This window comes from Dolichospermum flos-aquae CCAP 1403/13F, from assembly GCF_012516395.1.
GTDB lineage: Bacteria > Cyanobacteriota > Cyanobacteriia > Cyanobacteriales > Nostocaceae > Dolichospermum > Dolichospermum lemmermannii.
Genome location: NZ_CP051206.1, coordinates 2,770,666 through 2,793,563 on the forward strand (window position 1 = coordinate 2,770,666; position 22,898 = coordinate 2,793,563).

A 22,898-nucleotide genomic window follows, 5' to 3' on the forward strand; every position below is an offset into this window, starting at 1 on the left:
ATCGAATGACACAACCCGAAAATTTGCGATCGCTCTTAGAATCCGTCGCCAATGGTACAATTAGCCCAGAGATAGCCTTTGACTCCCTCAAAAACTTACAATATGAATCTGTAGGTGAGTTTGCTAAAATAGACAACCATCGTCAATTAAGAACAGGTTTCCCGGAAGTAATTTGGGGACCAGGTAAAACACCGGAACAAATTGCTCAAATTATGGAAGTCATGCGCCACCGCACTTCCGTAGTTATGGCTACCCGCATTGAGCCAAAAGTATATTCTGCATTGCAAAAAAAAGTTAGAGGTATCCAATATTACGAACAAGCCCGAATTTGTGCCATTGTTCCTCCGGTGATTGAAGTCAGATTTCCTGGACAAATCGGGATTCTCTCCGCTGGGACTGCTGATTTAGCCGTCGCCGAAGAAGCCGCTGTCACTGCGGAACTTTCGGGTTTTTCTGTACAGCGTCTTTGGGATGTGGGTGTAGCCGGAATTCACCGTTTATTAAGTAACCGTCACCTGCTAGAATCATCATCAGTATTAATTGTGGTAGCGGGCATGGAAGGGGCTTTACCCAGTGTGGTAGCAGGTTTAGCAGATTGTCCAGTGATTGCTGTTCCTACTAGTATTGGTTATGGTGCAAGTTTTTCCGGTTTAGCACCTTTATTAACAATGCTCAATTCTTGCGCTGCTGGTATAGGTGTGGTCAATATAGATAATGGCTTTGGTGCAGCGGTTTTAGCGGGACAAATTTTAAGAACTTCAGAAAAATTACGCTTGACAGCAGAAACATAGTCAAGTAGCAGGGTAAAATAGAATATAATTGCCGTATTTTCTACTTCATTAGCTACTTTTACTATTTAATAGAATTTGTCAAGATTTTGCTTACAGTATTATGGAAAACCTGAATGATTTACTATTGCCATTTTTAGGCAATTTACACCAAAATATCACTTTTCTGGCTGATTACAGTCATATTAAAGACCCAGACCTTTTGGAGCAAATGCGACTTGGTTGGAATCACTTTATCACAACTGGGCAAGTTTGGGCGCTGTTTATTGGTGTAGTTGTTGGTTATCTGTTCAAAAGTTTAAGTAGTTTCGGCTAAATAGATTTTAGATTTTGAATTGATTTTCAGGAAAAATCTCTCAGGGTGTTTTCAAGGTTGCCAGCAAATATAATTTGCTACTACACAGGCAAAGTCGGCTTGCGTATATTAACACAAAAACAAGGGCTTGAAACCCATGAAGATGTATTTTATGTGTGTAGAGGCGGTTTCTAACAGCAAAATACAACATTGAATTTGCCTATCTTCTAGTATCTATTAGCACATTTTTCCTCTGTTCAGATTTATGACCGAAAAACAAACTTGGAGTCAGCGGTTTGAGTCCGCGCTGCATCCGGCGATCGCTCGTTTCAATGCAAGTATCAGTTTTGACATTGAACTCATCGAATATGACATTACTGGTTCTCAAGCTCATGCCAAAATGTTGGCTCATACAGGGATAATTTCCTATACAGAAGGGGAAGCACTGTTTAACGGTTTAGAACAAGTTCGTCAAGAATATCGTCAAGGGCAATTCCAACCCGGTGTTGATGCCGAAGATGTCCATTTTGCCGTAGAAAAGCGGCTTACGGAAATTGTCGGAGATGTAGGTAAAAAACTTCACACCGCCCGTTCTCGCAATGACCAAGTAGGTACAGATACTCGATTATACCTCCGCGATCAAATTCAGCAAATTCGCCAGCAATTACGGGACTTTCAGACAGTCTTAGTTGATATAGCCGAAAAAAATGTCGAAACTCTGATTCCTGGCTATACCCACCTACAACGCGCCCAACCAGTAAGTTTAGCGCACCATTTACTGGCATACTTCCAAATGGCACAACGGGATTGGGAACGCTTGGAAGACGTTTGTAAACGAGTGAATATCTCCCCCTTGGGTTGTGGTGCTTTAGCGGGAACAACTTTTCCTATTGACCGCCACTATACAGCCAATTTATTACATTTTGACAATGTTTATGCTAACAGCTTGGACGGAGTGAGCGATCGGGACTTTGCCATAGAATTCCTCTGTGCTGCTAGTATTATCATGGTTCACCTCAGCCGTCTGTCCGAAGAAGTGATTCTGTGGGCATCAGAAGAATTTCGCTTCGTCACCCTCAAAGATAGCTGTGCCACAGGTTCTAGCATTATGCCCCAAAAGAAAAACCCCGACGTACCCGAATTAGTGCGCGGCAAAACCGGGCGAGTATTTGGTCATCTGCAAGCCATGTTAGTAATTATGAAGGGTTTACCCCTGGCTTATAACAAAGACCTCCAAGAAGACAAAGAAGGCATATTTGACAGCGTGAACACAGTCAAAGCCTGTTTAGAAGCAATGACAATTTTACTGCAAGAAGGTTTAGAATTTCGTCATCAGCGATTAGCAACAGCAGTTACAGAAGACTTTGCTAACGCTACCGATGTCGCAGATTATCTTGCAGCGCGGGGTGTACCCTTCCGCGAAGCTTATAACATTGTGGGCAAGGTCGTCAAAACCAGTATTGCCGCTGGTAAACTACTCAAAGATTTGCAGCTAGAAGAATGGCAACAAATCCATCCCGCATTTGCTGCTGATATTTATGAAGCCATAACCCCACGTCAAGTAGTTGCAGCCCGCAACAGCTACGGAGGCACAGGCTTTGTCCAAGTTAGACAAGCTCTTCTCAACGCCCGGACTCAAATCAGTGTGAAATAAAGGGAACAGGGGGCAGGGGGCAGGGGAGAAATTCAATTCTTTCTTGCAACTGACAACTGTACGGGCGAAGCATTTGGAGAACTATTTTTGGCAATGACCGGTAATTTATCTTCCAACTGACAACTGACAACTGTACGGGCGAAGCATTTGGAGAACTATTTTTGGCAATGACCGATAATTTATCTTCCAACTGACAACTGTACGGGCGAAGCATTTGGAGAACTATTTTTGGCAATGACCGATAATTTATCTTCCAACTGACAACTGTACGGGCGAAGCATTTGGAGAACTATTTTTGGCAATGACCGATAATTTATCTTCCAAATGCTTCGCCCCTACTGACAACTGACAACAAATAAGGGTGTACTCGTGTACACCCTAAAAATTCAGAATATGAAAGAGTAAAATTTAACCAGACATACTAATCAGCAGCGTCCATTGCTGCTGCGCCTGTGTCTTCCTCTTCACTCTTGGGCGGTCTTTGTTGGAATCTTCTGCCCATTCTACCTGTGGTGGTACGTTTACGAAACTTTCTGGCGTAGGCCTGGTTTCGTAGCGCCTTTTCTTTTTTCGGGTTACGGCGCTTTGCCATATTCACCTCATTAATAAACAACAAAAAATTGGCATCTAGGCATTACTTAGGCCATATTAGCTACCGATATTATTGATATACTTTTTTAGCCTAGTGCAGCAATCAATACACTTTAAATAGCATACCATTATATCGCACTAAAAAGTCTAATGTCAACCATAATTTAGCGATCGCAAACTCCTAGGGGCGTAAGGACTGCGCCATCATCAAGGTGAGGAGGAAAATTCTATTTTAACAACCCAATTAAATTTAATTTTTTATACTTAAATAATAAAGAATTCGACAGCGATGCCTACTAGCAAGGCATCGCGGATTTTAGATTTGCGATTCATCTGTAATCTAAAATCTAAAATCCAACCAGCGATTTAATGGTTTACCGCTGCTGCTTCCCGTGCTGCTGCTGCTTGATCTGGGTGAATACCCAAGCGTGTGAGGTTAATTCGTCCCTTATTGTCAATTTCTCGCACTTTGACAATCACCTCATCACCAACAGCTACTTCATCTTCAACCTTGCCAACTCGATAGTCAGCAAGCTGAGAAATGTGAATCATGCCTTCTTTACCGGGCAAAAATTCCACAAAAGCACCAATGGGTATAACTCGTGTCACACGACCGATGTAAACATCCCCTTCATGGAGTTTACGGGTCATGCCTTGAACGATGTTCCGCGCTCTCTTCGCCCGGTTTTCATCAACTGCGGAAATGGTGACAGTACCATCATCTTGGATGTCAATTTTTGCACCAGTTTCTTCAGTGATCCCCTTGATGGTTTTCCCTCCAGGTCCAATGACTAGACCAATCATGTCAGGATCAATCTTGATGGTCAACAGACGTGGGGCAAAGGGTGAAGTTTCTTCCCTGTGTGTGTCAATAGTCTGGAGCATTTTTTCCAGAATATGTAACCGGGCAGGTTTGGCTTGGTTGACAGCTTGGGCAATTACTTCTAAAGACAAACCAGATATTTTCATATCCATTTGCAAAGCGGTAATCCCAGTATCTGTACCGGCAACTTTGAAGTCCATATCACCTAAAAAGTCTTCAATGCCTTGAATGTCGGTAAGGATTCGCACTTCGTCCCCTTCCTTAATCAAGCCCATTGCCGCACCACTCACAGGTTTAGTAATTGGTACACCGGCATCCATGAGGGATAGGCTAGAACCACAAACTGAACCCATTGAAGTCGAACCATTGGAAGAAAGAACTTCCGATACTACGCGAATTACGTAGGGAAATTTTTCCTTGGATGGTAGTACAGGTAACAATGCCCGTTCTGCTAATGCACCATGTCCGATTTCTCGTCTCCCAGGGGCGCGTAATGGTTTGGTTTCGCCGACGGAGAAGGGAGGGAAGTTATAGTGATGCAGGTAACGTTTGGTTTGTTCTAGTTGCAAGTCATCGTTGAGGTTTTGGGCATCTCCGGGAGTCCCAAGGGTACACATTGATAGTACCTGAGTCAGTCCCCGATTGAATAAACCGCTACCATGAACTCGTTTGGGTATTATACCAACTCGACAAGATATAGGGCGGACTTCATCAAGTTTGCGACCATCTACGCGGACATTATCTTCGACAATTTGACGGCGCATGAAGTATTTAGTAATACTTTTGAATGTATTGCCAAGAGCTTTAGAGTTTGCTGTAGCAGCAATGCGAATGGGGTCTTCTTCTGGTAAAGCTTTGATCTCATCAGCAATACTATCTTCAACTGCGTCCAAAGCAATATCACGATCAGTTTTAGTTAACTCAAATTGCGCTAAGATTTTTTTAATCTCATTACTAGCGCGATCGCGGATATAGTTTTCTAATGTCTGATCTGGTTCTGGTGGTGCTTCTTGCACCAGTTTGAGACCTAGTTCATCCAGTAAATCTAACTGGGCCTGAATTAAATCCCGAACTGCTTCGTAGCCAAAATCAATCGCTTCAATAATATCTCGCTCTGGCAATTGATTTGCACCCGCTTCCACCATGATTACCCCATCTGGTGAACCGGCGACGACTAAATCCAAATCTCCCGCTGCAATTTCTGCATAGGTAGGGTTAATAATAAAATCATCCCCCACTAAGCCTACTCGCACTGCGGCCATGGGTCCATTAAAAGGAATTTGGGCAATGAGGGTAGCAATTGAAGCACCTGTTACTGCTAACACATCAGGAGGGACTTGCTCATCCATTGACATAGTTATTGCCATAACTTGCAAGTCATCCCGCAACCATGAAGGGAATAAAGGACGGAGTGGACGGTCAATCAGCCGACTGGTAAGAATTGACTTTTCCGGTGGACGACCTTCTCGGCGCATAATTCCCCCAGGAATTCTTCCCGCTGCGTACAATCTTTCTTCGTAATCTACGGTCAGTGGCAAAAAATCAATGCCTTCCCGCGCTGCTGACCTTGTAGCCGTTACTAAAACAGTTGTATCTCCTGATTGTATCAAAACCGACCCACCTGCTTGGGGGGCTAGTAGGCCAACCGTCAGTCGAATATCCCGTCCATCAAAGGATATTGACTTTTCAAATTCTGCCATTCAGTTTTTTTTCCTTCTCTTACGCGATTCTCACTCTGTGGCAATCCTAACATTTATGCAGTCTAGACGGCTTCTGTAATGAACAAACATACAACAAAATTCTCTAAGTTAGCTGTACAACGGGCTTCATATCTGGGTTTGTGTTCTAAGTTATCTTTTTGCTGAACGATTTAATAATATTTTATCAATCAATTAAGAGGTAAGTAACTGCATTGCAATTGCCCCTGTCATTAAAAAGGAATAGATTTATATAATCCCTCTAACCATGTTCTACCCTTTTGGTGAGAAATATTACTAAACCAGAAATAAGCGTCTTCTATGGTTTTTTGTGCTTCTGGTTGGATGATAATTTGATATTTCTCATTCATTGGAATTATCTAATTTATTAAACAATTCATTAAAGAATTCTTCGGCTATTATCTTAAACGCTTAGAGGATGTTTGAAAAGTGGTATTCCGTAATTTTCATCACATTGCTACCCCCCTTTCCCCTTGTAAAGGGGGGAAACAATAAAAATCCAGTTCCCTCCCCTTTACAAGGGGAGGGTTAGGGTGGGGTAAAAAATATTTGATACATCAACCATAACTTTTCAAACACCCTCTTAGAGATATTAGCAAAACTTAAAGTTGATTCATGAGGTAATAGCAATTAGTGTCTGCAAAAGATATATTTCACGAAGCAGTAAAGAAAGCTTTACAAAAAGAGCAGTGGGTGATTACAGATGATCCACTAAAATTTAAATTTGGCAACGTCAAATTCAATATAGATTTAGGTGCTGAGAAATTAATTGCGGCTGAAAGAGAAAGTGAGAAAATAGCAATAGAAATCAAAAGTTTTATTAATCCTTCCGCTATTACAGACTTTTATGCTGCTTTAGGTCAGTTTCTCAGCTATCGTCTGGCTTTAGAAGCTCTTGAACCAGATCGTATACTATATATGGCAATTCCATTGGAAGTTTATCGAACCTTTTTTCAGCTTGAGTTTACACAAGTGGCACTAAAAAGATATCAAGTGCTATTAGTAGTATATGAACCAGATAATGAGGTGATTATAGAATGGATAACATAGCCAAATATCGAAAATATATTCAAACCTTACTAACAGATTATGCCAAAGATGATATTTGCACAGACGAAGTAGATGTGGAACTCATCTTTGATACAGAACGCGACCATTATCAGTGGATGAATGTTGGTTGGGAACATTTAAATCGCGTTTATATGACGGTGATTCACTTCGATATTAAAAACGGTAAAATTTGGTTACAACAGAATTTAACAGAAGAAAATCCCGCTGAAGATTTAGTAAAAATGGGTGTTCCCAGAGAAGATATCGTGTTGGGTTTACATCCTCCTTATAAACGTCCATATACAGATTATGGAGTGGCTTAAAGAAGGTCATTTATTGTCTGAATCAGGATTTTCAGGATTTAAGGATGTACAGGATTTTTGTTGGGATTTGGATTTATATGGGTAGATTTGCCGGATATGGGATTGCTGAATAAAATATTTGATGGTGAAAGTAATGTAATCCTATTCATGCTGATTCAGATATTTTTATCGTCATTCACAGAATTTTCATATCCACAGAATTTGGTGATTATCAAAAATATTTAATCTCTTCATCCTGACAATCCTTTAATCGGTGGATATCATCTCGACTTCGCTCGATAACCACCTGATTCAGACATTTTCATCATTGGTTTATTAAAGCTGTTGTTGGGTTGCGCTGTCGCTTAACCCAACCTACATTAAATTGTATCAGGATCTATATTTAACTCCCGCAATTTTGCTGCTAAACGTTCTGATTTTTTAGTTTCCTGTTCTGCGGTTTCTTCAGGTGTGGGAACTAACTCTCCTGCTGGTGTAAAATACCGTAATAGTCCTTGATAAATTCCTAAGTATAAACCTAGCTGACGACTCCACAAATATCCTTGCTGATTTTCTTCTAAAGGTTGATATTCTCCGTCTACTAAATGAAAACCTGCAAATTCTAGTGTATAAGGGTCGAACCAAAAATAATCTGGTGTGCGGAAGGTATTTTGATAAAGTTCTTTTTTATATTCTCTATCTGTATTTGCTGTAGTTGGTGAGAGAATTTCTAAAATGAAATTAGGATATTTACCATCTTCTTCCCAAACAACCCAACTTTTCCGGGTTTTGCGTTCTGCTCCCAAGACAACAAAGAAATCTGGACCTCGGAAATATTCAGATTTTTTCTGATTAGGACTATAGTAAATGGTGAGATTTCCCGCAGCATAGAAATCGGTTCTATCTTTCCACAACCATTCTAGACATTTGAAAAGTAGAATTATTTGTCTTAGATGTAGTTCTGTTTCCACGGTTGGTTCATCACTATATAAATCACTTGGGGGAAATATTACATCTTGGGAGATGTTTTCTTTACATTCTAATTCTTGAGTAATCATCATGATATGATACCAAGTAGTTATTTGTTGATTATAGCATTACGTAGGTTGGGTTGAGAAAACCCAACATTATATTATTAGGACTTACGCAAGATTCATGGAATAACGAACCACAGAGGCACAGAGGTCACGGAGAAATGAGGATTTGAGAGATATTTTGCGTAAGTCCTGATTATTTTTTTGTTGGGTTGCGCTGTTGCTTAACCCAACCTACATGACTAAGCAGATTTTTGATTACTACTACTTTCGATATGACGACGTAAAAGTTGATTAATAGCTGTTTGATAGTCTTTATTTTGGGTTTTAAACCAAGCTATGATATCAGGTTCTAATTGAATAACATTTTTGGCTTGTGCTGCGGGAATTTGCAAAGTTGCTTTTTCAAAAAACTCATCAGTTAATGGTGGAATATCTGAATAGTCAATGTTTTCGTCTGACATTGAATCTAATGCTTGCCAATTAGTCCGTGAGATATTGTTCAAATTTTTTTCGTTCATAACGATTTGCCTTTCGTGCTGAAATAATTCTAATTACATTGCCTTGTTTTTCTGTCCAAACAACTACAGCGACTCCATTTCCTAAAAAACCAATACCAAACCATCTTTCCTCACCATAGTCAAAACGTTCATCTTCCTCAATCAGCATTGGACTTTCAAAGATTTTATAAACATCTTCAAAGTCAATCTGATGTTTACGGATATTTTCTAAATTTTTCGCTTCGTCCCACTCAAACTGCATCTCTGATAGTTCAAATTATTCTTTAATTATAATATATAGCTATCCTATTTAGCTAAAATCATTTATCCTGTAAATCCTTAAATCCTGGATATCCTGATTCAGATATTTTTATTATATCTTTTGTTGGGTTGCGCTGTCGCTTAACCCAACCTACATGACTGATATTTTCACGGCTTGATTAAAGATTCCTCTGACTGACGATATTTAGCAATTAATTTACGTCTTTTTAGGGGTGGATAAACCAGCATGAAAAGTGCCGGTAAACTTGTTCCAGTGAGTGCTAACAAAATAAATGAGTTAAAGCCTATTATTATTCCCGTTCCCACACTAATTCCCAATCCTATACTACTCAATATGAGTAGTATTAGTATATTAGTAAACAAGTTTTTAGCCTCTTTAGCCATGTCCACAGCCAAAGTCACAGCCATAACCATACTTATAGCCATAACCACACCCACATTCACAGCCCAACCCACACCCACAGTCACAGCCCAACCCACAGCCATACCCAACCGACCCACAGCCATAGCGCAACCCACACCCCAACCCACACCCACAGCCATAGCCTCATTTCGACAGTAAATAAACGTTATACAGCCGCACACCACGCCGAATACATAATTAGATATTGTCAAACAAGGTATCATCAAAGTTGTGGAAATGGCTACCATCACAACCCGAAAAAACATCGCAATTAAACGCCAATAAGGCAATTTTATCTTCTCAATGGGTAAAGCCGCCGTTTGTACCTTCACCGTCAAAGTATGACTAGCTGGATAAGCATTACTATGAAAAATTAATTGACGTTTATACTGCTTATCCGCCATTAATTTACTCGTATCCACCTCAACCTGACAACGAATATTATTCCCGCTAAACTTACGAGGTTTAACTGAAATCCAAGCATGATTATCTGGTGTATGGGGAGGGTCTTGAGGATGAGATCCAACTTCCCATTTACCTTCTAATAAAGTATCTGGTATAGAATTTTCAATAATAATAACCCTAGTTAATTTTTCCCCCAACCAATTCGCTTTAAACTCCAAAACTGTTTCACTAAAATCAACTGCTGGTACACGAATAACATCAAGGGGTTTGAGTGATTCTAAAGCTAATTCTGCATTAGTAAAACGGTCTTTTTGTTTCGGTTGTACCATCTTTTCCAACCAACCGATAAACCGCAAACTTACCTGGGGTAAAAGATGACGAAAATTAATTAAATAAGGATCATCTTCATCTTGCAATTGATCTATTTTTGTTGACTTGATTCCTGTAAGTAAACAGATCAAAGTTGCACCCAAAGCATACAAATCTGTAGCATTTGTGGGTTTAAACATTTGCTCTGGGGGAATAAAACCAGGAGTTCCTTTAAATACACTACTTCCAGCCACATCATGACTACCAATACGAGCAAAACCAAAATCAATTAAATAAACATTGATTTGTTCATCTACTAAAATGTTTTCTGGTTTAATATCTCGATGAATTACCGACGGTATCCGATTTTGTAAATATACCAGAATTTCTAATATCTTAACTGCAATTTGTTTAATTTCTGCTGGTGAAAAGCTGCGAGGTTCTGCTAAAGTAGAACCATGAATATACTCTTGAATTAAACAAAAACCATCGGAGGTTTCAAAGGAATGCAAGTAACTGGGAATACCAGGATGATTTAATCCTTTAAGTACCTGTATTTCTCGTGCGTGGGCTTCTGAACCGGACCAACTTGCACCCGCTTGAGCAAAACAAAACTGTTTAATTACTTCTTGTTGCCCTGTGTTAAGATTTGTTGCTAACCAAGTAATTCTACCACCTTCCCGGTTGCGTCCTAGTTCTCTAGTAACCTCATAGCCTTGTGCTTGGAAATCTGGGTAGATGCTCATATTTCTAAGAGGGAATAAGTATAATAGTGCATTTTGATTTTACTATAAGTAGGGATTGTTGAAAATCAGACTGTAAAAGTTTTTGTTTCAGTCCAACGTTTGTTACTATTTAAGTTGGAGGGACAGATTCAGTATCTTCCGCTCTACCTCAAGATGCAACAGAACAATTAAAAAAATAATTAGTATATTTAAACATGGCAATTTTACACGGAACTTGGATAATAAATAATCAAAATAGCTATTTCTTTATTTGGGGAGAAACTTGGCGTTCTTCACAGGTACAAACTGAAGTATTTGCTGAAATTCCTTTACATCCATTGGCTATGACATCAGGGCAATTAAATGAATGGTTAGAAGCATCTAATTTATTAATTGCTCATTTAATTCAACCATCTAATAATACTAAACAAAGAATTAAAAGTAAATCAGCAACAGAAACAAAATTACCTATTCATTCACAAATAATTTCTTTACCAACTTATTTTTTAGAAAATAAGAAATCAGGGTTAACCACAATTTCTCCAGTTCATTCTGTCAGCGTAGATATAGATTCTCCATCTTCGCAATATTTACATCCTTGGCAAATTGATGGTTTTTGTCTCACTCCGGCATTAGCAATTCAATTTCTCACATCTTTACCTTTGAGTGCAAATGATAGTAAAGCAGCCTTATTAGGTGCAGATATTCATTTTTGGGTACATATTTATAGATGGCATTTAGACTTAATTTCTCGTTGTAAATTCTTACCAACTGTTGAAAAACAAGATAGTAATTTAATTGCCAAATGGCAGGTACTTTTAGATAGTGCTGTAGATGTCACTAGGTTAGAGAAATTCTCCTCACAAATGCCCTTAGCTTGTCGAACATATCAACAAACTACCGAAAATATAGCAATTGATTTACCATTATTACCTCAAGAAATTATATTATCATTTCTCAATAATATTACAGATAATCAATTGCGGTTAATGGTTGGTTCTCAATCTCCTCTTGAACCTAGAATCATGATGTCCTTACCTGCGGCATTACAGCAATGGTTACAAGGATTAATTAATGAAAATAATATAATTGATGCAGCAGGAGGAGAACGTTTAGAAACTACGTTAAAAGCTTGGACTTTACCATTACAATATCAACTTACAGGTAAGGCTTTATTTAGAACTTGTTTTCAATTACTGCCTCCAGAAAATGAAGACCCAAATTGGACTTTAAAATATTTTCTCCAAGCAGCAGATAACCCAGAATTTTTAATAGACGCAGCGACAATTTGGCATCAATCTGTAGAAAAATTAGTTTATCAAAATCGCACAATCGCACAACCTCAAGAAACATTTTTGCGAGGTTTGGGTTTAGCTTCTCGATTGTATCCGATAATTACCCCCAGTTTAGAAACCGCATCTCCCGAATTTTGTCACCTTACCCCCATGGAAGCTTATGAATTTATCAAAGCTGTAACTTGGAAATTTGAAGATAGTGGTTTAGGCGTAATTTTACCTCCTAGTTTAGCAAATCGGGAAGGGTGGGCAAATCGTTTAGGGTTAAAAATTAGTGCCGAAACTCCTCAACAAAAATCAGGACGCTTGGGTTTACAAAGTTTATTAAATTTTCAATGGCATTTGGCAATTGGTGGACAAACAATTTCTAAAGTTCAGTTTGATAAACTGGTAAAATTAAATAGTCCTTTAGTCGAAATTAATGGTGGATGGGTAGAATTGCGTCCCCAAGATATTAAAACTGCCCAAACCTTTTTTAGTTCCCGTAAAGAACAAATGTCTCTTTCCTTAGAAGATGCTTTACGCATTAGTAAAGGAGATACTCAAGTAATTGAAAAATTACCTGTTGTCAGTTTTGAAGCTTCTGGTGCATTGGAAGAATTAATTGGGACATTAACTAATAATCAAGAAATTCAAACTTTACCAACTCCTGGCAATTTTACCGGACAATTAAGACCTTATCAAGAACGTGGTGTAGCTTGGTTAGCGTTTTTAGAAAGATGGGGTTTGGGCGCTTGTTTAGCGGACGATATGGGATTAGGTAAGTCGGTACAGTTTATAGTTTTCCTACTTCATCTCCAAGAACAAAACGCATTAGAAAAACCGACGCTTTTAGTATGTCCTACTTCAGTTATGGGCAATTGGCAAAAAGAAGTCAAAAAATTTGCCCCCACAATCAAAGTTTTAGAATATCACGGTGATAAACGCCCTAAAGGTAAAGCATTTACAGAAGCAGTTAATAAACACGATATAGTAATTACTAGCTATGCACTGATTCACCGCGATATTAAGTTATTGAAAGTAATTGAATGGCAAATAATTGTTTTAGACGAAGCCCAAAATATCAAGAATTCCGAAGCAAAACAATCACAAGCCGTCCGGCAATTAGAAACCACATTTCGGATTGCTTTAACTGGTACACCTGTAGAAAATAGATTACAAGAATTATGGTCTATTTTAGATTTCCTTAATCCCGGTTATTTAGGTAATAAACAATTTTTCCAAAGACGGTTTGCTATGCCGATTGAAAAGTATGGTGATACTGCTTCTTTAAATCAATTACGTTCTTTAGTTCAACCTTTTATTCTGCGACGGTTAAAAAGTGATAAAGACATTATTCAAGACTTGCCAGATAAGCAAGAAATGACGGTTTTTTGTGGCTTAACTTCCGAACAAGCTACACTATATCAACAATTAGTAGATGAATCTTTAGTAGCAATTGAATCTGCGGAAGGGTTACAACGTCGGGGGATGATTTTAGGATTATTAGTGAAGCTAAAACAGATATGTAATCATCCTTCTCAATATTTAAAATTAGCAACTTTAGAAAAACATCATTCAGCTAAATTACAACGACTAGAGGAAATGTTAGATGAAGTTTTAGTAGAAGAAGACCGCGCTTTAATTTTCACACAATTTGCTGAATGGGGTAAATTGCTAAAACCTTATTTAGAAAAGAAATTAGGACGGGAAATATTCTTTTTATATGGTAGTACCAGCAAAAAACAAAGAGAAGAAATGATTGATAGATTCCAACATGACCCCCAAGGACCACCAATTATGATTTTATCGTTAAAAGCTGGTGGTGTGGGCTTAAATTTAACTAGGGCAAATCATGTATTTCACTTTGATAGATGGTGGAATCCCGCAGTGGAAAATCAAGCCACAGACAGAGTATTTAGAATTGGTCAAACTCGCAATGTTCAAGTTCATAAATTCGTCTGTACTGGGACTTTAGAAGAAAAAATTAATGATATGATAGAAAGTAAAAAACAACTCGCAGAACAAGTAGTAGGTGCAGGAGAAGATTGGTTAACGGAAATGGATACAGACCAACTTCGCAACTTATTAATATTAGATCGGAATGCAGTCATCGAAGAAGATGAAGTTTAAGGAAGATATGACAGAAAACATAGACCATGACCGCTTATTCAAAGAACTAATATCAACTTTTTTCATAGAATTTATAGAATTATTCTTTCCTCAAGTTCTCGAATATATAGACACAGAATCAATTATATTCTTAGACAAGGAAATATTTACTGATGTTACCGCAGGAGACAAATATGAAACCGACCTGATAGCCAAAGTTAAATTTTTAGGTCAACCTTCTTATTTTGTGATTCATATTGAAGCCGAATCAGGTGCAAGACCGAAATTTAATCAAAGAATGTTTCGTTATTTTGCCAGATTAGATGAAAAATTGGACTTACCAATATATCCCATAGTGATATTTTCCTACGACTCACCCAAAACCGTAGCCGTAAATAACTATCAAATCAACTTTCCTGATTTTCAAGTGCTAAAATTTAATTATCAAGTAGTGCAACTGAATCAACTCAACTGGCGAGACTTTTTAGCCCGTCCAAATCCAGTTGCATCGGCTTTGATGTCAAAAATGAGCATAGTGCCAGAAGATAGGCCAAAAGTCAAAGCAGAATGTTTAAGGTTATTGGTCACCTTAAAATTAAATCCAGCCAAAATGCAATTAATATCAGGTTTCATTGACACATATTTGAGATTGAATAAAATAGAAGAAGAGAAATTTCAAACAGAAATAGGCACATTAATTAAAGAAGAAAAGGAGGAAGTTATGCAAATTGTCACCAGTTGGATGGAAGAAGGAATTGAAAAGGGAATTGAAAAAGGTATTGAAAAAGGTATTGAAAGAGGAATTGAAAGAGGAATTGAAAGAGAAAAAAATTTAATTCTCCGTTTAATTAATAGGAAATTTGGACAAATTGATCTAGAATTAGCAACGAAAATTAGAAATTTAAATATAGAAATCATTGAAGCTTTAGGAGAGGCAATATTTGATTTAGAGACTGAAAAAGACTTACAAAATTGGTTAGATAATCTTTGATATATGAATAATGAAACCTTACAAGCAAGTCGGGAATGGTGGTCACAAAGATGGCTAGATTTACTGGATTCTTACCGATTTAAAAAGCGCTTAGAACGGGCAAGAAATTATTCTCGACAAGGAAATGTTCAGAGTATTAAATTTAAAGCTGCAAAAGTATTAGCTAGAGTCCAAGGTAGTGAAGCAGAACCTTATAAAGTTTCTTTATCTCTTGATGCTTTTAGTGAGGAAGAATGGGGTTATGTGGTGGAAACAATGTCTCAAAAGGCGATTTTTGCGGCTAAGTTATTAGCGGGGGAAATGCCACAAAATATTGAAGAAGTTTTTATCAGTAATGGTTTATCATTGTTTCCCTTTACTCTGACTGATGTTCACAGTAAATGTTCCTGTCCTGATAAAGCCGTTCCTTGTAAACATATAGGTGCAGTATATTATCAATTAGGCGATCGCTTTAGTGAAGATCCATTTGTATTATTTCAATTACGTGGACGTACCAAAGAGCAAATTATCAGCGATTTACGTCAATTACGCAGCACTAAAAATGTAGAAACAATTCAGGAAATATCGGCAATTCAACCAGAAGTTTCTGAATATCAATATCCTGTTAAAATAGATGATTTTTGGCAATATAATCAGCCGTTAGAATCGTCTTTAGTAGTTATTTCACCTGCTGTTAGTGAAACAGTATTAGATGTATTAGGGACAATTCCCTTAGCGAAAGATGAGGAAAATACAACTAATTTACCTGCTAGTGAATTGGTGATGAAATATTTAAAAGCCATTTATCAAGATGTGAGTCAAAAGGCATTTCTAGCAGCGATGAATGTGGGACAATAAGTTTTTCTTCTCTTACTTTTTACTCCTTACCCATTCCCTAACAGCTTTTCTAATTGCCCTTCTACCATTTGCCCGATTTTGTTCAATTATTTGTGGTAAATCCCGAATTTCTAAACTAGGAAATACTAAACTTTTCTCAGATTCCAGATATTCCCCAGCTTGCAAAAGGTAAATCTTCAATTCGCCAGAATCATAACACCAAATCTCAGGAATTCCCAAACGAGCATAAATAGAAAACCGATTTAAAGATTTACTAGTAACATCAATTTCTAAAGCCAAATCAGGAGGTGGATCTTTTTGCAAATCTAAATCTAACCGACCCCTAACTAATGCTTCATTTTGAAAATAAAAACAATCATCAGCTTCAATTCCTGCCATTTTGCGTTCTTGCTTCCACGTGGTAGAACCCAAACTTTCATAGTCTAAATTCAACTCTTCGGCAATATCTTCAACCGCAGTGCTGATAACTTTTTTATAATACTCGTGTTCTGGTAAAGGTGTCATAATTTCCAAATTTCCATCATCATAAGCCACTCTAGCCGCCCGATGTTCTCCCAAATCTTGCAACAGATTCTCAAATTGTTGCCAACCGATGTTATAAAGCATAACTCTATCAGCGCGATGTTTGGTGATGATCATTTGTATATCTAAGAATAAAATACAAGTTAATTTAATTATAGCAAATGAAAATTCGGATTTTTTTAGGGTGCGTCAAAGTTGATAACTCAGTAATAATGAATATATTTTCAACATCTGACACACCCTAAATTGTCAACTAGAATTGGTAAGAAATACCAAGAGAAAAAACAGGATAAATATTCAACCAATTCAGATCACTTTCTTGTTTTTTCCTTTCTGCTTCGATGTTACTATTAATTTCCGCTCGTAAAGCAGGCGTTGCATCTGGACCAAACCCAGGTGTTAATGATACCTTTGGGGAGCCAGAAAACATTGCCCCTAAATTTGCCGAAAATCCCCAACGTTTACCAGGTTTCACAGCATTACCCCAACCCAGTCCAATATATGGTGCTACACTATTTTCAAAGGAAACTTTAGCGTTCAATGATGTAAGCACAGTTTTGCTGTTATAGTCTTTGTTATTGATCCTAATGGTCACACCATTCTTGGGTTTCCCAGTTCCTTCTATATTATTGTCCTGAAATACTAAGCCTCCAGTCAAACGGAAACCGCCATTTTTCCAGGGATGGTAGTCAGCGAGGGTAGACACATTAAATAGGTTGAGGTTAGCTTTATAATCAACATCGGACAAGCTAATATCTCTACTTATACCTAAGCCATTAATGCCTAATTTAGCATTGACATTAGGTGTTATGGACTTAGTGACTGTTGCACCAACACCTAATGTACTAATTTCAGGTGTAATTGCCCAACCTCTAGTTTTTACAGAAGTTTGGCTCATTTCTTCGCTAGGTTTAGATTCTTGAGTAGGTTTTGACTCTCCCCCCTGTGGTTTTGATGGAGTAGAACGCTCAGTACAGCGAGAATTTAAAGGATAACTTTTGCAAAATATATCTAAATCCAGTGGTCTTTTTGCCAGTAAATCACCAGCACTATAACTGAAAGTTCCTGGTTGAGGATGAGTTTCAGTTTTTTCAGGAGTGATTGATGTGGCAATAACTTCATTTGTAACTACTGGCTGAGTAATTGGTTCTACAACAACTTCCTCAGCTATAACAACTTGATTTATTGATGTCCCCATTACCAAACCAGCAGCAACTGTTAATACAGATGTGCCGAACTTTAGCTTATTCATTGCTTAACCCTGAGTAAGATTGATTTGTTACATTATATATTAGCAGCAATGTTTAATTATTGTAAGTACCTGTGCAAAATTTATTTTAAATTTTTACTTTTGCTTAACAAAGCTTAATGTGTGAACTTACACAGAAAACTACAAAAAAAGCCCTTGCGGTGAGGCAAGAGCTATCAAAAGCATTATATTGTCAGTAATGAAATTAAGCTGATAAAAACCTAGTCGAGGTCAGGCATAAACATTACTGGTTCTGTTTCACGGTTAATACCCTTCTCGAACCCACCAGCAGCAGCACGGGCGCGGCCTGCGTGCCACAAGTGACCAATCAGGAAGAAGAATCCTAAAACGAAGTGTGAACACGCCAACCAAGCGCGAGGAGACACATAGTTAAAGGAGTTAATTTCCGTAGCTACACCACCCACAGAGTTCAAAGAACCCAAAGGCGCGTGAGTCATGTATTCAGCGGCACGACGAGCTTGCCAAGGCTGAATATCATTCTTGATTTTTTCCAAATCAAGACCGTTGGGGCCACGAAGAGGCTCTAACCAAGGACCACGGAAATCCCAGAAGCGCATGGTTTCACCACCAAAGATGATTTCACCAGAAGGAGAGCGCATGAGGTATTTACCTAGACCTGTGGGACCTTGTGCAGAACCGACGTTAGCACCCAAGCGTTGGTCACGAATCAAGAAGGTTAAGGCTTGAGCTTGTGAAGCTTCCGCAGCCGTAGGACCAAAGAATTCGCTGGGGTATGCAGTGTTGTTATACCAAACCATGATAGAAGCGATAAAGCCCATCAAGGAAAGAGCACCTATGCTATAGGAAAGATAAGCTTCACCTGACCAGATCAAAGCCCGACGCGCCCAAGCAAAAGGCTTAGTGAAGATGTGCCAAATACCACCGGCAATACAAGTGAAAGCAATCCAGATGTGACCGCCGATAAGATCTTCCATGTTATCAACGCTAATAATCCAGCCTTCGCCACCGAAGGGAGCTTTAATTAAATAGCCAAAGATAACAGCGGGGTTGAGTGTGGGATTAGTGATCACACGCACATCACCACCACCTGGAGCCCATGTATCATAAACTCCACCAAAGAACATAGCCTTCAGCACCAACAACAACGCACCACATCCTAAGATGATCAGGTGGAAGCCGATGATGTTGGTCATTTTGTTCTTGTCTTTCCAGTCATAACCAAAGAAAGAAGAATATTCTTCTAAGGTTTCCGGACCACGAACGGCATGATAAATACCGCCAAAGCCTAGAACTGCGGAGGAAATTAAGTGAAGTACACCGACAACAAAATATGGGAATGTATCAAAAACTTCACCACCTGCACCAACGCCCCAACCAAGTGTGGCGAGGTGAGGAAGCAGAATCAAGCCTTGTTCATACATAGGCTTCTCTGGGACGAAGTGAGAGACTTCAAACAAAGTCATTGCTCCAGCCCAGAAGACGATTAAACCAGCATGGGCTACGTGAGCGCCAAGTAGTTTACCAGATAAATTGATTAAACGGGCGTTGCCAGACCACCAAGCGAAGCCGCTGGATTCTTGGTCGCGTCCACCACTAATAACTCTATTAGAGAGCGTTACCACGTGGGAGTACCTCCTCTGGGAATACGAACTGTTCGTGGGGTTGATCTTGAGGAGCCATCCAAGCGCGGATACCCTCGTTTAGTAAAATGTTTTTGGTATAGAAAGTTTCAAACTCTGGGTCTTCGGCTGCCCGTAATTCTTGGGAAACGAAGTCATAAGCCCGGAGGTTTAATGCTAAACCAACGATACCAATGGAACTCATCCACAAGCCTGTCACAGGGACAAACAACATGAAGAAGTGTAACCAACGTTTGTTGGAGAAAGCAACTCCGAAAATCTGTGACCAGAAACGGTTTGCTGTCACCATGGAGTAGGTTTCTTCAGCTTGGGTGGGGTTGAAGGCGCGGAAGGTATTTGATCCTTCACCATCTTCAAATAGGGTGTTTTCTACTGTGGCACCGTGAATAGCACAAAGTAAAGCTCCACCTAAGATTCCCGCTACACCCATCATGTGGAAGGGGTTGAGTGTCCAGTTGTGGAAACCTTGCAAGAATAAGAGGAAACGGAAAATTGCGGCTACTCCAAAGCTAGGTGCAAAGAACCAGCTAGATTGTCCTAAAGGATACATCAGGAACACGCTGACGAATACGGCGATAGGACCGGAGAAAGCAAGAGCGTTATAAGGACGCAGACCGACGAGACGGGCTACTTCAAATTGGCGTAGCATGAAGCCAATCAAACCGAATGCGCCATGTAGGGCTACGAAAGGCCACAAACCACCGAGTTGAATCCAACGGGTGAAGTCACCTTGAGCTTCAGGACCCCACAGGAACAACAGGGAATGCCCCATGCTGTTGGCTGGTGTGGATACTGCTACTGTTAAAAAGTTAGCTCCTTCTAAGTAAGAAGATGCTAGTCCGTGGGTGTACCAGGAAGTGACGAATGTTGTACCGGTCAGCCAACCGCCTAATGCGAGGAAGGCACAGGGGAATAATAATATTCCTGACCAACCTACGAATACGAAGCGATCGCGCTTTAGCCAGTCGTCTAATACGTCAAACCACCCTCTACTAGGGGCGCGTCCAACTGCGATGGTCATTTAACTAAAATCCTCGTTTTTACTAAAATTGCCCCGTTTTTTTAAGCAGTGTTTCCACAGTTTTACTGATTTATATCATCTGCCGTGAGGAATTCAACGTTTTTTTTTTACAAACCCAGCAGCCTTGCAGAAGCTAAGATTGTGAGAACTGACTACTTGACAAAGTGATCATTTCTCTTGACACTCCCCTGGCTAAAGCCGAGGGGATTCTTAAGAGATGACGCTCTTAATATCCTTATTTCTAAGGTTCCCAGGCTCAACACATTTGCCCTTTAGGCGTGCTGATATCTCCTCAAGGTTTTTCGGGCGTAGACTTTCCCACAGTCCGGGGGTAGGTTTTTAAATCTTGTACTGATAACGGCATTTTACCATTTTTAGTGCAGGATAAATCCTGTTTCTAGCCTTCATCCCCTAAAGCACGAACATACTCAACTGCGTTGCTGTTTTTCAGTGGTTTTCGGCATTTACCTGATAAATTAGGCCATGATTAGCTACCGTTAACCGGCAATTTAGATTGTGGTAGCGTAATGATTATTAACTTATCACATTCCTCAGGGTTTGGGCTGGATATGGAACAGGAAGTTAAATATTCTCTATCCATATCAGAATTTTAACAATTGGACATAGGTTTTCTCAGAAATCTTCCTAGGGGCGCAGGCCCTGCGGCCTAAAATCCTTCAAGTTCAGGATAAAATTTCTGCTCAATTCTTTGATAACTTGCAATCCAGACTGCTTCAGTGGCAGACTTGAGAAAGATAGTCCAAGGCAGTTTAATGACCGTATCAACAACAATTAACAAAAGCGAGAACCTCCTCTCTCAAAAGGTTCTTGGTTCACGTCGGTTTAGTAACTACTGGTGGGCAAGCATTGTAACTATGGGAGCCAGTGGTTTTTTCTTAGCTGGGATCTCTAGTTATCTCAAAGTTAATTTACTCATAGTTACTGATGCAACACAACTAATATTTGTCCCTCAAGGATTGGTGATGGGACTATATGGTTCTGCTGGCTTGCTATTAGCTACATATCTGTGGCTCGTGGTGCTGTGGGATTTAGGCGGCGGTTATAATGAGTTCAATCGGGAAACGGGGACATTAAAAATCTTTCGTTGGGGGTTTCCAGGGAAAAACCGTCAAATCCAAATTGACGGCAGGATTGCAGATGTACAATCTGTCAGGATTGTGATTAAAGAAGGTCTGAATCCTCAACGTGCTTTGTATCTTAGGGTTAAGGGTAGAAGAGATATTCCCCTCACACGAGTAGGTCAACCGTTATCTTTGGCAGATTTGGAAACCCAAGGTGCAGAATTAGCCCGTTTTTTAGGAGTATCCTTAGAAGGACTCTAGGGATTTTGGATTGGTGAACAATAAGATCCATAACATAAGATCCCCGACTTCTCTAAGAAGTCGGGGATCTGGGGATATAAGGAATAATTGGCCAGAAAAGATGAAGATATTTTGTTTAATGCAGTCACTAACAATGCGGTTAAAATTTCCACAATTTTTTGTAGTTCTGTTGATGATTGGCTCTTTGACTTTGGGAGGATGTACTGGTAGTACAACATCTTCTAATTCATCCCCAACGGCAACTACTACCAGTGCTACTACTAGCGCACAAACAGTATCAGAAACTGTTAGTGAGAGTATTCCTGGAACCAAAGGTTTACCACGCCTTGAGGGTAAAGCTACGGTGGTGATGACGGTGAAGCGTGGAGAAGTAGTTAACCCCCAATCAATTACAATTGAAATAGATGGCACAAATGCACCAATTACTGCGGGTAATTTTGTGGATTTGGTTCAAAAAGGCGTTTATGACGGTTTAGCATTCCATCGTGTTGTCCGTGAACCTCAACCTTTTGTGGTTCAAGGTGGAGATCCCCAAGGTAAAGATCCGAAATTTCCCGAAAATAGACTGGGAACAGGTGGTTTTATTGATCCTAAAACTGGGAATGAGCGCCGGATACCGTTAGAAATTAAACCAAAAGGCGCAAAAGAGCCTATTTACAGTAAAACAATTACTGAAAAGCCTGTGTTACAGCATAAGCAAGGGGCGATCGCTATGGCTAGATCACAACCAACTGATTCTGCTTCTGCTCAATTTTACTTTGCTTTAGCAGATTTATCGTTCTTGGATGGTAACTATGCGGTGTTTGGTAATGTTACCAAAGGTTTTGAGGTAGTGAACAAAATTGAGCAAGGCGATCGCATTGTATCGGCAAAAGTTACTCAAGGCGCGGAAAATCTAAAAACTGCTCCATAGTTTAGTTGTCAGTTGTCAGTAGGGGCGAAGCATTTGGAAGATAAATTATCGGTCATTGCCAAAAATAGTTCTCCAAATGCTTCGCCCGTACAGTGGTCAGTTGTCAAAATAATTGATAACTAGCACAATACGGCG

At 39.3% G+C, this 22,898-nt stretch carries 23 protein-coding genes; 10 read left to right on the forward strand and 13 right to left on the reverse strand.

Going from position 1 to position 22,898, the window contains the following annotated elements:
* Positions 1–5: 5 nt before the first annotated feature.
* The 3 genes from larB to argH all read left to right on the forward strand — a co-directional run bounded on the left by larB (position 6) and on the right by argH (position 2,737).
* The gene (gene larB, locus HGD76_RS13530; RefSeq protein ID WP_168696100.1) at positions 6–791 is read left to right on the forward strand and encodes a nickel pincer cofactor biosynthesis protein LarB; all 786 of its coding nucleotides are present in this window, start codon (positions 6–8) and stop codon (positions 789–791) included.
* A 100-nt stretch (positions 792–891) separates the two neighbouring features.
* The gene (locus HGD76_RS13535; RefSeq protein ID WP_148760391.1) at positions 892–1,104 is read left to right on the forward strand and encodes a hypothetical protein; all 213 of its coding nucleotides are present in this window, start codon (positions 892–894) and stop codon (positions 1,102–1,104) included.
* Positions 1,105–1,348: 244 nt separating this feature from the next.
* Positions 1,349–2,737, forward strand: coding sequence for an argininosuccinate lyase (argH, locus tag HGD76_RS13540; protein WP_148760389.1), 1,389 nt, complete (start codon positions 1,349–1,351; stop codon positions 2,735–2,737).
* Here argH and HGD76_RS25405 read toward each other — a convergent pair.
* From HGD76_RS25405 to HGD76_RS13560, 4 genes are all read right to left on the reverse strand, one after another.
* Positions 2,724–2,951: a hypothetical protein gene (locus tag HGD76_RS25405; protein WP_233466877.1), complete on the reverse strand. Its 228-nt coding sequence runs from the start codon at positions 2,949–2,951 to the stop codon at positions 2,724–2,726. The genes argH and HGD76_RS25405 overlap by 14 nt on opposite strands.
* 207 nt (positions 2,952–3,158) lie before the next feature.
* Entirely contained in the window at positions 3,159–3,329 is a 171-nt protein-coding gene (locus HGD76_RS13550; RefSeq protein WP_015079833.1) for an Asl3888 family RNA-binding protein, read from the reverse strand.
* A gap of 365 nt (positions 3,330–3,694) precedes the next feature.
* Positions 3,695–5,851 carry a polyribonucleotide nucleotidyltransferase gene (locus HGD76_RS13555; protein WP_168696101.1) on the reverse strand — a complete coding sequence of 719 codons (2,157 nt, stop codon included), beginning with the start codon at positions 5,849–5,851 and terminating at the stop codon, positions 3,695–3,697.
* Between the two features lie 230 nt (positions 5,852–6,081).
* Positions 6,082–6,219, reverse strand: a complete 138-nt coding sequence (locus HGD76_RS13560) for a hypothetical protein (protein WP_233466878.1) — start codon at positions 6,217–6,219, stop codon at positions 6,082–6,084.
* A 283-nt stretch (positions 6,220–6,502) separates the two neighbouring features.
* Here HGD76_RS13560 and HGD76_RS13565 point away from each other — a divergent pair, with 283 nt between their 5' ends.
* Positions 6,503–6,919: a XisH family protein gene (locus HGD76_RS13565; protein WP_168696102.1), complete on the forward strand. Its 417-nt coding sequence runs from the start codon at positions 6,503–6,505 to the stop codon at positions 6,917–6,919.
* A complete protein-coding gene (locus tag HGD76_RS13570) occupies positions 6,907–7,242 on the forward strand; it encodes a XisI protein (RefSeq protein ID WP_168696103.1) in 336 nt (111 codons plus the stop codon). Before HGD76_RS13565 ends, HGD76_RS13570 begins: the two co-directional genes overlap by 13 nt.
* A 359-nt stretch (positions 7,243–7,601) precedes the next feature.
* Here the strand turns inward: HGD76_RS13570 and HGD76_RS13575 are convergent, their stop codons facing one another.
* From HGD76_RS13575 to HGD76_RS13590, 4 genes are all read right to left on the reverse strand, one after another.
* Positions 7,602–8,282, reverse strand: coding sequence for a Uma2 family endonuclease (locus tag HGD76_RS13575; RefSeq protein ID WP_168696104.1), 681 nt, complete (start codon positions 8,280–8,282; stop codon positions 7,602–7,604).
* A 215-nt stretch (positions 8,283–8,497) separates the two neighbouring features.
* Positions 8,498–8,776, reverse strand: a complete 279-nt coding sequence (locus HGD76_RS13580) for a BrnA antitoxin family protein (RefSeq protein ID WP_168696105.1) — start codon at positions 8,774–8,776, stop codon at positions 8,498–8,500.
* Positions 8,739–9,017, reverse strand: a complete 279-nt coding sequence (locus HGD76_RS13585; protein ID WP_096669332.1) for a BrnT family toxin — start codon at positions 9,015–9,017, stop codon at positions 8,739–8,741. The genes HGD76_RS13580 and HGD76_RS13585 overlap by 38 nt, the downstream gene beginning before the upstream one ends.
* 167 nt (positions 9,018–9,184) lie before the next feature.
* Complete coding sequence (locus HGD76_RS13590) at positions 9,185–10,900, reverse strand: serine/threonine protein kinase (RefSeq protein WP_168696106.1); 1,716 nt, start codon at positions 10,898–10,900, stop codon at positions 9,185–9,187.
* 194 nt (positions 10,901–11,094) lie between these two features.
* Here HGD76_RS13590 and HGD76_RS13595 point away from each other — a divergent pair, with 194 nt between their 5' ends.
* The 3 genes from HGD76_RS13595 to HGD76_RS13605 are packed head-to-tail and all read left to right on the forward strand — an operon-like array spanning position 11,095 to position 16,093.
* Complete coding sequence (locus HGD76_RS13595; RefSeq protein WP_168696107.1) at positions 11,095–14,286, forward strand: sll1366 family intein-prone helicase; 3,192 nt, start codon at positions 11,095–11,097, stop codon at positions 14,284–14,286.
* A gap of 7 nt (positions 14,287–14,293) precedes the next feature.
* Entirely contained in the window at positions 14,294–15,256 is a 963-nt protein-coding gene (locus tag HGD76_RS13600; protein ID WP_168696108.1) for a DUF4351 domain-containing protein, read from the forward strand.
* Positions 15,257–15,259: 3 nt separating this feature from the next.
* Positions 15,260–16,093 (forward strand): SWIM zinc finger family protein, encoded by an 834-nt coding sequence (locus tag HGD76_RS13605; protein WP_168696109.1) that lies wholly within the window; start codon positions 15,260–15,262, stop codon positions 16,091–16,093.
* Positions 16,094–16,105: 12 nt separating this feature from the next.
* Here the strand turns inward: HGD76_RS13605 and HGD76_RS13610 are convergent, their stop codons facing one another.
* The 5 genes from HGD76_RS13610 to HGD76_RS25870 form a co-directional block, all read right to left on the reverse strand.
* On the reverse strand, positions 16,106–16,732 hold the full coding sequence (locus HGD76_RS13610) for a Uma2 family endonuclease (RefSeq protein ID WP_168696110.1): 627 nt from the start codon (positions 16,730–16,732) through the stop codon (positions 16,106–16,108).
* A 136-nt stretch (positions 16,733–16,868) separates the two neighbouring features.
* Positions 16,869–17,867, reverse strand: a complete 999-nt coding sequence (locus HGD76_RS13615) for a hypothetical protein (RefSeq protein WP_168696111.1) — start codon at positions 17,865–17,867, stop codon at positions 16,869–16,871.
* A 218-nt stretch (positions 17,868–18,085) separates the two neighbouring features.
* Positions 18,086–19,468, reverse strand: a complete 1,383-nt coding sequence (gene psbC, locus HGD76_RS13620) for a photosystem II reaction center protein CP43 (RefSeq protein WP_168696112.1) — start codon at positions 19,466–19,468, stop codon at positions 18,086–18,088.
* Positions 19,452–20,507, reverse strand: coding sequence for a photosystem II reaction center subunit D2 (gene psbD, locus HGD76_RS13625; protein WP_015080309.1), 1,056 nt, complete (start codon positions 20,505–20,507; stop codon positions 19,452–19,454). The genes psbC and psbD overlap by 17 nt, the downstream gene beginning before the upstream one ends.
* Before the next feature lie 667 nt (positions 20,508–21,174).
* Entirely contained in the window at positions 21,175–21,306 is a 132-nt protein-coding gene (locus tag HGD76_RS25870; RefSeq protein WP_256380211.1) for a hypothetical protein, read from the reverse strand.
* Here HGD76_RS25870 and HGD76_RS13630 point away from each other — a divergent pair.
* Positions 21,281–21,850: a photosystem I assembly protein Ycf4 gene (locus HGD76_RS13630; protein ID WP_015080308.1), complete on the forward strand. Its 570-nt coding sequence runs from the start codon at positions 21,281–21,283 to the stop codon at positions 21,848–21,850. The two genes, HGD76_RS25870 and HGD76_RS13630, sit on opposite strands and share 26 nt — an antisense overlap.
* A 133-nt stretch (positions 21,851–21,983) precedes the next feature.
* Positions 21,984–22,763 carry a peptidylprolyl isomerase gene (locus tag HGD76_RS13635; RefSeq protein WP_015080307.1) on the forward strand — a complete coding sequence of 260 codons (780 nt, stop codon included), beginning with the start codon at positions 21,984–21,986 and terminating at the stop codon, positions 22,761–22,763.
* Positions 22,764–22,898 lie beyond the last annotated feature (135 nt).

Excerpts from the sequence above, each read along its gene's own strand:
- psbD (WP_015080309.1), bottom strand. The coding sequence starts at position 20,507 with ATGACCATCGCAGTTGGACGCGCCCCTAGTAGAGGGTGGTTTGACGTA.
- HGD76_RS13585 (WP_096669332.1), bottom strand. The coding sequence starts at position 9,017 with ATGCAGTTTGAGTGGGACGAAGCGAAAAATTTAGAAAATATCCGTAAA.
- argH (WP_148760389.1), top strand. The coding sequence starts at position 1,349 with ATGACCGAAAAACAAACTTGGAGTCAGCGGTTTGAGTCCGCGCTGCAT.
- HGD76_RS13575 (WP_168696104.1), bottom strand. The coding sequence starts at position 8,282 with ATGATGATTACTCAAGAATTAGAATGTAAAGAAAACATCTCCCAAGAT.
- HGD76_RS13550 (WP_015079833.1), bottom strand. The coding sequence starts at position 3,329 with ATGGCAAAGCGCCGTAACCCGAAAAAAGAAAAGGCGCTACGAAACCAG.
- HGD76_RS13615 (WP_168696111.1), bottom strand. The coding sequence starts at position 17,867 with ATGAATAAGCTAAAGTTCGGCACATCTGTATTAACAGTTGCTGCTGGT.
- HGD76_RS13590 (WP_168696106.1), bottom strand. The coding sequence starts at position 10,900 with ATGAGCATCTACCCAGATTTCCAAGCACAAGGCTATGAGGTTACTAGA.
- HGD76_RS13560 (WP_233466878.1), bottom strand. The coding sequence starts at position 6,219 with ATGAATGAGAAATATCAAATTATCATCCAACCAGAAGCACAAAAAACC.
- HGD76_RS13635 (WP_015080307.1), top strand. The coding sequence starts at position 21,984 with ATGCGGTTAAAATTTCCACAATTTTTTGTAGTTCTGTTGATGATTGGC.
- HGD76_RS13600 (WP_168696108.1), top strand. The coding sequence starts at position 14,294 with ATGACAGAAAACATAGACCATGACCGCTTATTCAAAGAACTAATATCA.
- larB (WP_168696100.1), top strand. The coding sequence starts at position 6 with ATGACACAACCCGAAAATTTGCGATCGCTCTTAGAATCCGTCGCCAAT.
- HGD76_RS13605 (WP_168696109.1), top strand. The coding sequence starts at position 15,260 with ATGAATAATGAAACCTTACAAGCAAGTCGGGAATGGTGGTCACAAAGA.
- HGD76_RS25405 (WP_233466877.1), bottom strand. The coding sequence starts at position 2,951 with ATGCTTCGCCCGTACAGTTGTCAGTTGGAAGATAAATTATCGGTCATT.
- HGD76_RS13535 (WP_148760391.1), top strand. The coding sequence starts at position 892 with ATGGAAAACCTGAATGATTTACTATTGCCATTTTTAGGCAATTTACAC.
- HGD76_RS13610 (WP_168696110.1), bottom strand. The coding sequence starts at position 16,732 with ATGATCATCACCAAACATCGCGCTGATAGAGTTATGCTTTATAACATC.
- HGD76_RS13555 (WP_168696101.1), bottom strand. The coding sequence starts at position 5,851 with ATGGCAGAATTTGAAAAGTCAATATCCTTTGATGGACGGGATATTCGA.
- HGD76_RS13580 (WP_168696105.1), bottom strand. The coding sequence starts at position 8,776 with ATGAACGAAAAAAATTTGAACAATATCTCACGGACTAATTGGCAAGCA.
- HGD76_RS13630 (WP_015080308.1), top strand. The coding sequence starts at position 21,281 with ATGACCGTATCAACAACAATTAACAAAAGCGAGAACCTCCTCTCTCAA.
- HGD76_RS13595 (WP_168696107.1), top strand. The coding sequence starts at position 11,095 with ATGGCAATTTTACACGGAACTTGGATAATAAATAATCAAAATAGCTAT.
- HGD76_RS13570 (WP_168696103.1), top strand. The coding sequence starts at position 6,907 with ATGGATAACATAGCCAAATATCGAAAATATATTCAAACCTTACTAACA.